Source organism: Cupriavidus sp. WS (genome assembly GCF_000395345.1).
GTDB lineage: Bacteria > Pseudomonadota > Gammaproteobacteria > Burkholderiales > Burkholderiaceae > Cupriavidus > Cupriavidus basilensis_B.
Window position 1 is genome coordinate 1 of the sequence record NZ_AQPL01000545.1, and the last position, 11,499, is coordinate 11,499.

Annotated in this window: 11 protein-coding genes; all 11 read left to right on the forward strand. The window is 71.1% G+C overall.

Annotated elements, in window-relative coordinates; genetic code table 11:
- Positions 1-163 precede the first annotated feature (163 nt).
- Positions 164-1,972: a bifunctional isocitrate dehydrogenase kinase/phosphatase gene (gene aceK / locus K206_RS0134165; protein ID WP_020206768.1), complete on the forward strand. Its 1,809-nt coding sequence runs from the start codon at positions 164-166 to the stop codon at positions 1,970-1,972.
- Complete coding sequence (gene can / locus K206_RS0134170) at positions 1,969-2,640, forward strand: carbonate dehydratase (protein WP_020206769.1); 672 nt, start codon at positions 1,969-1,971, stop codon at positions 2,638-2,640. The genes aceK and can overlap by 4 nt, the downstream gene beginning before the upstream one ends.
- An 85-nt stretch (positions 2,641-2,725) precedes the next feature.
- Positions 2,726-3,922: an acetyl-CoA C-acetyltransferase gene (locus K206_RS0134175; RefSeq protein WP_020206770.1), complete on the forward strand. Its 1,197-nt coding sequence runs from the start codon at positions 2,726-2,728 to the stop codon at positions 3,920-3,922.
- Positions 3,923-4,005: 83 nt separating this feature from the next.
- Entirely contained in the window at positions 4,006-4,686 is a 681-nt protein-coding gene (locus K206_RS0134180; protein ID WP_020206771.1) for an SDR family oxidoreductase, read from the forward strand.
- A gap of 68 nt (positions 4,687-4,754) precedes the next feature.
- Positions 4,755-5,885 (forward strand): acyl-CoA dehydrogenase family protein, encoded by a 1,131-nt coding sequence (locus K206_RS0134185; protein WP_020424024.1) that lies wholly within the window; start codon positions 4,755-4,757, stop codon positions 5,883-5,885.
- A 105-nt stretch (positions 5,886-5,990) separates the two neighbouring features.
- Complete coding sequence (locus K206_RS0134190; protein ID WP_020206773.1) at positions 5,991-6,668, forward strand: 2-hydroxychromene-2-carboxylate isomerase; 678 nt, start codon at positions 5,991-5,993, stop codon at positions 6,666-6,668.
- Positions 6,665-7,354: an HAD family phosphatase gene (locus K206_RS0134195; protein WP_020206774.1), complete on the forward strand. Its 690-nt coding sequence runs from the start codon at positions 6,665-6,667 to the stop codon at positions 7,352-7,354. Before K206_RS0134190 ends, K206_RS0134195 begins: the two co-directional genes overlap by 4 nt.
- On the forward strand, positions 7,351-7,779 hold the full coding sequence (locus K206_RS0134200) for a YchJ family metal-binding protein (protein ID WP_020206775.1): 429 nt from the start codon (positions 7,351-7,353) through the stop codon (positions 7,777-7,779). Before K206_RS0134195 ends, K206_RS0134200 begins: the two co-directional genes overlap by 4 nt.
- A gap of 312 nt (positions 7,780-8,091) precedes the next feature.
- Positions 8,092-9,576: an adenosylmethionine--8-amino-7-oxononanoate transaminase gene (gene bioA, locus K206_RS40145; RefSeq protein WP_020206776.1), complete on the forward strand. Its 1,485-nt coding sequence runs from the start codon at positions 8,092-8,094 to the stop codon at positions 9,574-9,576.
- Complete coding sequence (gene bioF, locus K206_RS0134210) at positions 9,566-10,780, forward strand: 8-amino-7-oxononanoate synthase (RefSeq protein ID WP_020206777.1); 1,215 nt, start codon at positions 9,566-9,568, stop codon at positions 10,778-10,780. The genes bioA and bioF overlap by 11 nt, the downstream gene beginning before the upstream one ends.
- 8 nt (positions 10,781-10,788) lie before the next feature.
- Positions 10,789-11,490 carry a dethiobiotin synthase gene (gene bioD / locus K206_RS0134215; protein WP_043367703.1) on the forward strand — a complete coding sequence of 234 codons (702 nt, stop codon included), beginning with the start codon at positions 10,789-10,791 and terminating at the stop codon, positions 11,488-11,490.
- The last annotated feature ends 9 nt before the right edge of the window (positions 11,491-11,499 follow it).

The window sequence follows — 11,499 nt, forward strand, 5'->3', positions numbered from 1 at the left end:
CGAACTGTACGCCGAGACGATGTGACGCCAGCGTGACAAGCGGGCCGGCGGCCAGCCATCGCGCCAAACAGGCAGCGCCGGCCCCTCGAACCAATTTACAATCTCCGGAAACTCGCAGTCGTTGCCCGCAGTCGTCGCTATTTCCTTGCCACCGGCCCGCGCCATGTCTCACTTCCCCAAGCTGCTGTCCTCGCAGATCGCTTACGACGTGGCCCGCACCATGCTGGACGGGTTCGACAAGCACTATCGCCTGTTCCGCGAGGTCAGCCACGAAGCCAAGCGGCGCTTCGAGGCGGCGGACTGGCACGGCCTGCAGCAGCTCCAGCGCGACCGCATCGCCTTCTACAACGAGCGCGTGCGCGAGACCAGCGTGATCCTGGAGGACGAATACGACGCCGAGCGCATCGAGGACGAGATCTGGCAGCAGATCAAGCTGCACTACATCGGCCTGCTGACCAACCATCACCAGCCCGAGCTGGCCGAGACCTTCTTCAACTCGGTGTGCACGCGCATCCTGCACCGCTCGTATTTCAACAACGACTTCATCTTCGTGCGCCCGGCCATCTCGACCGAGTACATCGAGAACGAGGAGTCGCCCACGCGGCCGACCTTCCGCGCCTACTACCCGGGCAGCCGCGCCGGCATGGCGGCCTGCTTCGAGCGCATCGTCCACAACTTCCAGCTCGATCTGCCGTTCGAGGACCTGCGGCGCGACATCGACTACGTGGTGCGCGCCGTCACCGAGTATTTCGGCGACTTCCGCATCGCGCCGAATTTCCAGGTCCACGTGCTGTCGTCGCTGTTCTTCCGCAACAAGTCGGCCTTCATCATCGGCCGCGTGGTGAACGCCGACCGCACCTACCCGCTGGCCATCCCGATCGTGCACGCGCCGGGCGGCAGGCTCATGCTCGACACGGTGCTGCTGAAGAAGGAACAGCTGCTGATCCTGTTCTCGTTCACGCACGCCTACTTCATGGTCGACATGGAGATTCCCTCGGCCTACGTGACCTTCCTGCGCGACATCATGCCGCGCAAGCCGCGCGCGGAAATCTACACCTCGCTGGGTTTGCAGAAGCAGGGCAAGAACCTGTTCTACCGGGACTTCCTGCACCACCTGCAGCATTCGTCGGACAAGTTCATCAGCGCGCCCGGCATCAAGGGCCTGGTGATGCTGGTGTTCACGCTGCCGTCGTATCCCTACGTGTTCAAGGTCATCAGGGACTTCTACCCGGCGCCCAAGGAGACCACGCGCGAGCTGGTCAAGTCCAAGTACCAGCTCGTCAAGCAGCACGACCGCGTCGGGCGCATGGCCGACACGCTCGAATACTCCGATGTGGCCTTCCCGCTGTCGCGCTTCGACGACGCGCTGGTGCGCGAGCTGGAACTGCACGCGCCGTCGATGATCGAATACCAGCGCGGCAAGGACGGCGGCGAGGAGATCGTGGTGCGCCACGTCTACATCGAGCGCCGCATGACGCCGCTCAACATCTGGCTGCAGGAAGGCTCGGACGCGCAGGTCGAGCACGGCATCGTCGAGTACGGCAACGCCATCAAGGAGCTGATCGCCGCCAACATCTTCCCCGGCGACATGCTGTACAAGAACTTCGGCGTCACGCGCCACGGCCGCGTGGTGTTCTACGACTACGACGAGATCGAATACCTGACCGACATCAACGTGCGCCGCGTGCCGCAGCCGCGCAACGAGGAGGAGGAGATGTCCGGCGAGCCCTGGTACAGCGTGGGCCGCCACGACATCTTCCCGGAGACCTACCGCACTTTCCTGCTGGGCGACGCGCGCGTGCGCGCGGCGTTCCTGCGCCACCACGAAGATTTCTTCGACCCCGCCATGTGGCAGGGCCACAAGGACCGGCTGCTGGCCGGACACATCCATGACTTTTATGCCTACGACGTCAAAGAGCGCTTCATCAACCGCTACGGCGAGCCCGCTGCCGCCGCGAGGAGGGCAGCATGAGTGACGCCATCGATCAACTGTTCCGCAACAACCGCGAGTGGGTCGACCGCGTCAACGCGGAAGACCCCGGCTTCTTCATGCGCCTGGCCAACCAGCAGGCGCCCGAATACCTGTGGATCGGCTGCTCCGATTCGCGCGTGCCGGCCAACCAGATCCTCGGGCTGGCGCCCGGCGAGGTGTTCGTCCACCGCAACATCGCCAACGTGATCGTGCACAGCGACCTCAACGCGCTGTCGGTGATCCAGTTCGCGGTGGAGGTGCTCAAGGTGCGCCACATCACCGTGGTGGGCCACTACGGCTGCAGCGGCGTGAAGGTCGCGCTGATGCGCGAGCGCGTGGGCCTTGCCGACAACTGGCTGCGCCACGTGCGCGACGTGGCCGACAAGCACGGCGCCTACCTGGGCACCGTGACGCGCGAGGAAGACGCCCACACGCGGCTGTGCGAGCTCAACGTGATCGAGCAGGTCAACAACGTGTGCCAGACCACCGTGCTGCAGGACGCCTGGAGCCGCGGCCAGGAAGTGACCGTGCACGGCTGGGTCTACGGCGTGTCCGACGGCCTGCTGCGCGACCTCGGCATGGCCGCCAGCAGCAACGACGAGCTGCACCGGCAGCTCGAGGCGGCGTACCGCCAGTTCGGCGATCCGCCGCAGGCGTCGATCCGCTGACGCGCGCGGCGCGGCAGCGGCGCATTCACGGCAGGGCGGTTCGCGCCGCCCGCCATTGCAACCCACACATCAACGGAGACATACCATGCAAGATCCCGTCGTCATCGTATCCGCGGCCCGCACGCCGATGGCCGCCTTCCAGGGCGAGTTCGCCGCGCTGACCGCGCCGCAGCTCGGCGCCGCCGCCATCCGCGCTGCGGTGGAGCGCGCCGGCCTCAAGCCGGAGCAGGTCGAGGAAGTGGTGTTCGGCTGCGTGCTGCCGGCCGGCCTGGGCCAGGCGCCCGCGCGCCAGGCCGCGCTCGGCGCCGGCCTGCCGATGGGCACCGGCTGCACCACCGTCAACAAGATGTGCGGCTCCGGCATGCGCGCGGCCATGACCGTGCACGACGCGCTGCTGGCCGGCGCGTTCGAGGTCGCGGTGGCGGGCGGCATGGAAAGCATGACCAACGCGCCCTATCTCGTGCCCAAGGGCCGCGGCGGCTACCGCATCGGCCACGGCATGATCTTCGACCACATGATGCTCGACGGCCTCGAGGACGCCTATATCCGCGACGAAAAGGGCGGCGGCCGCTCGATGGGCACCTTTGGCGAGGACTGCGCGTCGAAGTACGGCTTCACGCGCGCCGCGCAGGACGAGTTCGCGATGGAAAGCGTGCGGCGCGCGCAGCAGGCCACCGAGCGCGGCGACTTCCGCTGGGAGATCGCCGCGGTGACGGTGCCCGGGCGCGGCGGCGACACCGTCATCGACACCGACGAAGGCCCGCGCCGCATCAAGCTCGACAAGATCCCCTCGCTCAGGCCCGCGTTCGCCAAGGACGGCACCATCACCGCCGCCTCGTCGTCGTCGATCAACGACGGCGCCGCCGCGCTGGTGATGATGCGCGAGTCCACCGCGAAGCGCCTCGGCCTGCAGCCGGTGGCCCGCCTGCTCGGCCACACCACGCACGCGCAGGAGCCGGGCTGGTTCACCACCGCGCCGGTGGAGGCCATCGGCAAGCTCTACCGCAAGCTCGGCTGGACCACCGACAGCGTCGACCTGTTCGAGATCAACGAAGCGTTCGCGGTGGTGCCGATGGCCGCCATGCACGACCTCAAGATCCCGCACGCCAAGGTCAACATCCACGGCGGCGCCTGCGCGCTGGGCCACCCGATCGGCGCCTCGGGCGCGCGCATCATGGCCACGCTGATCGGCGCGCTGCGCAAGACCGGCGGCAAGCGCGGCGTGGCCAGCCTGTGCATCGGCGGCGGCGAGGCCACCGCCGTGGGGCTGGAAATCATCTGACCACCCGGGGCATCCGGCGCGCGCCGCTCGGCGGCGCGCGGCCGCGGCCCCGCAATCCATCGACCAGAAACAAGGAGTCCGTCTTGCCTACCGCTCTCATCCTCGGTGCCTCGCGCGGCATCGGCCTCGAATTCGTGCGCCAGTACCGCGCCGACGGCTGGCGTGTGCTGGCCGTGGCGCGCAGTGACGAAGGCATCGCCGCCATCGAGGCGCTCGGCGCCGAAGCGCTGCGCGCCGACCTGACCGACGCCGGGCAGGTCGCCGGGCTGGGCTGGAAGCTCGACGGCGAATCGTTCGACGTGGCGGTCTACAACGCCGGCGTGATCGGCCCGCGCACCGAAGGCGCGCAGCCGGTCTCGCGCCAGGACTTCGACGCCGTGATGCACGTCAACGTGCTCGGCCCGATGATGGCGCTGCCGCTGCTGCTGCCGATGGTGGAAACCGGCCGCGGCGGCCAGGGCGGCGTGCTGGCGGTGCTGGCCTCGCGCATGGGCAGCATCGGCGCGATGGACAGCAACCGCAGCTGGCTCTACCGCGTCAGCAAGGCCGCCGCCAACGCCGCGCTCAAGGCCGCCTCGCTCGACGCGCGCCACGCCACCTGCCTGGCCTTCCACCCGGGCTGGGTGCAGACCGACATGGGCGGCAAGGAAGCCGACATCACGCCGCAGCAGAGCGTGGCCGGCATGCGCCGCGTGATGGCCGGCGCCACGCGGCACGACAACGGCGGCTTCCGCAACTACGACGGCGCGGTGATTCCGTGGTGAGCCGGGCCGGCGCCGCGCGGCGCCGGCCGCGCGGAAAAACAGAACAGAGATAGAGAGACAGGGACGACATGCTGCTCACACCCGAACAGGAAATGATCCGCGACGCCGTGCGCCAGTTCGCGCAACGGGAGATCGCGCCGCACGCCGCCGCGTGGGACCGCGACAAGACCTTCCCCAAGGCCGTGCACCGCGGGCTGGCCGCGCTCGGCGCCTACGGCGTGGCGGTGCCGGAGCAGTACGGCGGCGCCGGGCTGGACTATCTCTCGCTGGCGCTGATCCTCGAGGAGATCGCCGCCGGCGACGGCGGCACCTCCACCGTCATCAGCGTCAACAACTGCCCCGTGTGCAGCATGCTGATGGCGTTCGCCAGCGAGGCGCAGAAGCAGCAGTGGCTGGTGCCGCTGGCGCGCGGCGAGATGCTCGGCGCGTTCTGCCTGACCGAGCCGCACGTCGGCTCGGACGCGGCCGCGCTGCGCACCAGCGCCGTGCGCGACGGCGACCACTACGTGCTCAACGGCGTCAAGCAGTTCATCACCAGCGGCCAGAACGCCGACGTGGCCATCGTGCTGGCCGTGACCGACAAGGCCGCCGGCAAGCGCGGCATCAGCGCCTTCCTGGTGCCGACCGCCACGCCCGGCTACGTGGTCGCGCGCATCGAGGACAAGCTCGGCCAGCATTCGTCCGACACCGCCCAGATCGTGTTCGAGGACTGCCGCGTGCCGGCCGCCAACCTGCTCGGCGACGAAGGCGCCGGCTACAAGATGGCGCTGTCGGGGCTGGAAGGCGGGCGCATCGGCATCGCCTCGCAGAGCATCGGCATGGCGCGCGCGGCCTTCGAGGCGGCGCTGGCCTACGCCAGGGAGCGCGAGAGCTTCGGCCAGCCGCTGTTCGCGCACCAGGCGGTGCAGTTCCGCCTGGCCGAGATGGCCACCAAGATCGAGGTGGCGCGCCAGATGGTGTGGCACGCGGCCGCGCTGCGGGACGCCGGGCGCCCGTGCCTGAAGGAGGCCGCGATGGCCAAGCTCTACGCCAGCGAGATGGCCGAGGCGGTCTGCTCGGCCGCCATCCAGGTATTCGGCGGCTACGGCTACGTCAGCGATTTCCCGGTCGAGCGCATCTACCGCGACGTGCGCGTCTGCCAGATCTACGAGGGCACCAGCGACATCCAGAAGATCCTGATCGCGCGCGCGTTATCCTGACGGCTGCCGCGCGCCAAGCCGGCGCGGCAGCACGGCACCGAACCCAGTGCAGCACCAACCCAACGCAGCATCGAACCCGGCCAGACCCCAGGAGTCCCCCACGCCATGACCGCCCCCATCGATTTCTACTTCGATTTCTCCTCGCCCTACGGCTACTTCGCCAGCACCCGCATCGACGAGCTGGCGCAGAAATACGGCCGCTTCGTGGCCTGGCATCCGATCCTGCTCGGGGTGGTGTTCAAGACCACCGGCAGCGCGCCGCTGCCACACGTGCCGCTCAAGGGCGACTACTGCTGGCTCGATTTCGAGCGCACCGCGGCCTTCCACCACATCGAGTACAAGCGCCCCACGCATTTCCCGCTGCCCACCACGCAGGCCGCGCGCGCCATGCTGTGGCTGCAGAACCATCACGGCGCGGACATCGCCTCGGCCTTCGCCAAGTCGGTCTACCATGCGCTGTTCGTCGACGACGTCAACATCGCCGAGCCGGCCGAGCTGGTGAAGCTGGCCGAGCCGCTCGGCATCGACGCGCACGCGATGGACGCCGGCGCCAGCAGCTTCCAGATCAAGGACCAGCTCAAGGCGGAGATCGAGGTGGCGATGGCCAAGGGCGTGTTCGGCTCGCCCTTCGTCATCATCGACGGCGAGCCGTTCTGGGGCTTCGACCGCTTCGAGCAGATCGAGGCCCATCTCAAGAGCCGCCGCCAGACCGAACTGCGCGCGGTGGCCGGCGGCGGCACAACCAGCAACACAGACAGCAGCAAGGAAAAGAAACCCGCATGAATGCCAGTATCCGGCCGGTCCGCCATCCCCGTTTCGATTGCGTGATCTTCGACTGCGACGGGGTGCTCGTCGACAGCGAGCCCATCGTCAACCGCGTGCTCAACGAGATGCTCAACGAGCTCGGCATCCGCATCTCGCTGGAGGAATCCACCGAGTGGTTCCTCGGCCGCGCGGTGCGCGAGGAGCTCGCCAACATCGAGCGCAGGCGCGGCGCGCCGCTGCCGGAGAACTGGCTGTCGCACTGGTTCGCGCGCCGCAACGCGGTGCTGGAGGCCGAAGTGCAGGCCGTGCCGCACGTACGCGAGGCGGTCGCCGCCATTGCCGCCACCGGCCTGCCGGTGTGCGTGGCCTCCGGCGCGGACCGCATCAAGGTCAAGCTGCAGCTGACCCGCACCGGGCTGGTGGCGCTGTTCCGGCAGGACGAGCGCGAGCACATCTTCTCGGCCACCGAGGTCGCGCGCAGCAAGCCCGCGCCCGACGTGTACCTGCTGGCCGCGCGCACCATGAACGTGGCGCCGGCGCGCTGCGCGGTGATCGAGGACAGCCCGGCCGGCATCACCGCCGGCGTGGCGGCCGGCATGACGGTGTTCGGTTATGCCGCGCGCAACGCTGCCGCCACGCTGCTGGCGGCCGGCGCGGGCAGCACCTTCGCCGACATGCGCGAGCTGCCGGAGCGGATCGGATGAAAGATGCGCGCAAGCCCGGCGCGGGCGCCGCGGCCTGCCCGTGCGGCGGTGGCGAGTACGCCGCCTGCTGCGGGCGCTTCCACCGCGGCGAGGCGCTGCCGGCCAATGCCGAGCAACTGATGCGTTCGCGTTATTGCGCCTACGTGATGGGCGACGTGGCGTGGCTGCGCCAGACCTGGCATCCGTCGACCTGCCCGCCCGACCTCGCGCCCGATACCGCCACGCGCTGGCTCGGGCTGGCGATCAAGGCGCACGCGCAGCAGGACGAGACCCACGCGCAGGTGGAGTTCGTCGCGCGCTACAAGGTCGGCGGGCGCGCGTGGCGGCTGCACGAGCGCAGCCGCTTCGTGCGCGAGCCGCGCGCCGCCGGCGAGGCGCCGCGCTGGCTTTATGTGGATGGCGACATGCTGGGGGAGGCGCCATGACGCCGGGGGGCGCGGCGGCGCGCCTTTTCCGGGAGCCGGGGCCGCCGTCCGGCCCGCCATCCTGAGCGCGCCGCGGCGCATCGGCCACATCCGCTGCGCGGATCGGCGCATGCTGGCGGCACGATGCCAGACGCTTGCCGGCTTCTTCGCGGTTTGTCGCCCAACATGCCGCTAACGTGTAAAACCGGGCCTGTTTGCCAAGGGGCAGGGGAGCTCCCTACCATGACTCTCCCCAACGCGCACGCGAGTGCCGCCGCGCCGGCGCCCGCCGGCCCGGCCGGCACGGTGCGCGGTCAACAAAGGAGGGTTTCCTTGGACAACCAGTCCCAATCCCCGCGCGCGGCGCTAGCCGCGCCGTCGCTCGGCGAACGCAGCCTGCGCGCGGTGTGGCATCCCTGCACGCCGCTGCGGCCCGACGCCGGCGAGCTGCCGCTGGCCATCGCCCGCGGCGAGGGGCCGTGGCTCCACGGCGAGGACGGCCAGCGCTATTTCGACGCCACCAGCTCGTGGTGGGTCAACCTGTTCGGCCACGCCAACGCCGACATCAACGCCGCGCTGCGCGCGCAGCTCGACACGCTCGAGCACGTCATGCTGGCCGGCTGCACGCACGCGCCGGCGGTGGAGCTGGCCGAGCGCCTGTCGGCGCTGACCGGCGGCGCGCTGGGCCACGTGTTCTATGCCAGCGACGGCGCCTCGGCGGTCGAGATCGCGCTCAAGATGAGCTTCCACTACTGGCGCAACACCGGGCTGCCGGGCAAGCGCGAGTTCGTCTGCCTGCGCCACGGCTACCACGGCGAGACTGTGGGCGCGCTGGCGGTGACCGACGTGGCGATCTTCCGCGACGCCTACGACCCGATGCTGATGCAGTCGCACGTGGTGATGTCGCCCGACGCGCGCCAGGCCGCGCCCGGCGAGAGCGCGGCACAGGTGGCGCAGCGCGCGCTCGCCGAGCTGGAGGCGCTGCTGCAGGCGCGCGGCGGCCAGATCGCGGCGCTGATCGTCGAGCCGCTGGTGCAGTGCGCGGCCGGCATGGCGATGCACGACCCGCTCTACCTGGCCGGCGTGCGCGCGCTGTGCGACCGCTACCGCGTGCACCTGATCGCCGACGAGATCGCGGTCGGCTGCGGGCGCACCGGCACCTTCTTCGCCTGGGAGCAGTCGCGCGGCGAGCCCGCCGCGGAAGGCCCGCTGCCGGCGCACCTGTGGCCCGATTTCCTGTGCCTGTCCAAGGGCATCAGCGGCGGCTACCTGCCGCTCTCGCTGGTGATGTCGCGCAGCGCGCTGCAGCACGCCTTCGTCACCGCGGCGCACGACCCCGACCGCGCCCGCAGCTTCCTGCATTCGCATTCCTACACCGGCAACCCGCTCGCCTGCCGCGCCGCGCTCGCCACGCTCGACCTGTTCGCGCGGGACGGCGTGGTGGCGCGCAACCGCGAGCGCGCGCAGTGGCTGGCGCGCGCCATGTCCGCGCTGGCCGCCGACGCGCGGCTGGAGCACGTGCGCCAGCGCGGCCTGATCTGGGCCGCCGACGTGCGCGAAGCCTGCGTGCCGGGCGGCGCCGGCGACTTCGCCGCGCGCTTCCACCACGCCGCGCGCGCGCACGGCGTGCTGATCCGCCCGATCGGCCGCACGCTCTACGTCATGCCGCCCTACGTGTTCGACGCGGACATGGCGCAATGGCTGGCGGACCGGCTGCACGCCACGCTCGACACGGTACTGTCCGGACCGGCCGCCGCGCCGGCAGACGTACCAGCCGCCGCGCCGGCGCAACCCACGGAGACGCACGATGTTGCTTGAACACCTGAAGCTGGCCGCCGCCGAGCGCGACGAGCAGGCCCTCACGCGCCGCCGCCGCACCGCCCACACCGCGTGCGCGCCGCACCAGGAAGTCAGCGACGCCGGCGGCGAGCGCCACGCGCTGCTGACCTTCTGTAGCAACGACTACCTGGGACTGGCCAACCACCCGGCGCTGGTCGAGGCGATGGCCGAGGGCGCGCGCCGCTACGGCGCGGGCAGCGGCGCGTCGCACCTGGTGAGCGGCCACTCGCAGGCGCACCACCTGCTCGAGAGCGAGCTGGGCGAATGGTTCGCGCCCCACATCCCGCATGCGCGCGCGCTGTACTTCTGCACCGGCTACATGGCCAACATGGGCGTGCTGAGCGCGCTCGGCGGCGCCGACGCCACGCTGTTCTGCGAGGAACTGAACCACGCCTCGCTGATCGACGGCGCGCGCCTGGCCCGCGCCAAGGTGACGCGCTACCCGCACCGCGACGTGGCCGCGCTGGAGCAGTTGCTGGCCGGCGCGGCCACCCCGCTCAAGCTGATCGTCACCGACAGCATCTTCAGCATGGACGGCGACCTCGCGCCGCTGGACGAACTGCTGGCGCTGGCCGAGCGCCACGACGCCTGGATCATCGTCGACGACGCGCACGGCTTCGGCGTGCTGGGCGAGTCCGGCCGCGGCGTGCTCGAGCACCTCGCGCTGACCTCGCCGCGCCTGATCTACGTCGGCACGCTGGGCAAGGCCGCCGGCGTGGCGGGCGCCTTCGTGGCCGCGCACGAAACCATCATCGAGCACCTGATCAACACCGCGCGCCAGTACATCTACACCACCGCCGCGCCGCCCGCGGTGGCGCACGCGGTGTCGGCCAGCCTGGCGCTGATCGCCGGCGAGGAAGGCCGGCAGCGCCGCGCCCATCTCGCCGCGCTGATCCGCACGCTGCGCGGCGGCCTGGCCGGCCTGACGCGCGCCGCCGGCTGGCGCCTGGGCGAGAGCGCCAGCGCCATCCAGCCGGTGATCGTGGGCGACAACGTGGCCGCGCTGGCGCTGTCCGCGGCGCTCGAGGCCGACGGCATCCGCGTCGGCGCGATCCGCCCGCCCACGGTGCCGGCCGGCACCGCGCGGCTGCGCATCACGCTCTCGGCCGCGCACGCGCAGGCCGACGTGGAGCGCCTGCTGGCCAGCCTCGGCAGCGTGGTGCCGCGCAGGGAGATCGCGTGAGCGGCAGCATGAGCGCGGCCCCGTTCGCGTGCTTCGTCACCGGCACCGACACCGGCGTGGGCAAGACCCACGCCAGCGCCACGCTGCTGCACGCGCTGCGCGCCGCCGGCCGCCAGGCCGTGGGCATGAAGCCCGTGGCCAGCGGCAGCGAATGGCGCGGCGACCACTGGCACAACGACGACGTCGCGCAGCTGCGCGCGGCCAGCGCCGTGGACGTGCCGCAGGCGCTGACCTGCCCGTTCCTGCTGCGCACGCCGGCCTCGCCGCACCTGGCCGCCGCCGCCGAAGGCGCGCGCATCACGCGCGAGCCGATCCGCGCCGCCTTCGCCGCCCTGCAGGCGCGCGCCGATGCGGTGGTGGTCGAAGGCGTGGGTGGCTTCCGCGTGCCGCTCGACGGCGCGCCGGCCGCGGATGGCGGCTGGGACACGGCCGACCTCGCCGTGATGCTCGGCCTGCCGGTGGTGCTGGTGGCGGGCATCCGCCTGGGCGGCATCAACCACGCGCTGCTGACCGCCGAGGCGGTGCGCGCGCGCGGCCTGCGCCTGGCCGGCTGGATCGCCAACCGCATCGACCCGGACATGGACCTCGCCGACGAAAACATCGACACGCTGCGCCGCACGCTGGACGCGCCCCTGCTCGGCACGCTGCCGTGGCAGGTGCCGCCGGCCGAAGCCGCCGGCCGGCTGGCGCTCGCGCCGCTGCTCGGCTGAGCGCGGCGC

Bases quoted from the DNA above. Each gene is read 5' to 3' on its own strand.
- aceK (WP_020206768.1), top strand. From the start codon at position 164: ATGTCTCACTTCCCCAAGCTGCTGTCCTCGCAGATCGCTTACGACGTG.
- can (WP_020206769.1), top strand. From the start codon at position 1,969: ATGAGTGACGCCATCGATCAACTGTTCCGCAACAACCGCGAGTGGGTC.
- K206_RS0134175 (WP_020206770.1), top strand. From the start codon at position 2,726: ATGCAAGATCCCGTCGTCATCGTATCCGCGGCCCGCACGCCGATGGCC.
- K206_RS0134185 (WP_020424024.1), top strand. From the start codon at position 4,755: ATGCTGCTCACACCCGAACAGGAAATGATCCGCGACGCCGTGCGCCAG.
- K206_RS0134190 (WP_020206773.1), top strand. From the start codon at position 5,991: ATGACCGCCCCCATCGATTTCTACTTCGATTTCTCCTCGCCCTACGGC.
- K206_RS0134195 (WP_020206774.1), top strand. From the start codon at position 6,665: ATGAATGCCAGTATCCGGCCGGTCCGCCATCCCCGTTTCGATTGCGTG.
- K206_RS0134200 (WP_020206775.1), top strand. From the start codon at position 7,351: ATGAAAGATGCGCGCAAGCCCGGCGCGGGCGCCGCGGCCTGCCCGTGC.
- bioF (WP_020206777.1), top strand. From the start codon at position 9,566: ATGTTGCTTGAACACCTGAAGCTGGCCGCCGCCGAGCGCGACGAGCAG.
- bioD (WP_043367703.1), top strand. From the start codon at position 10,789: ATGAGCGCGGCCCCGTTCGCGTGCTTCGTCACCGGCACCGACACCGGC.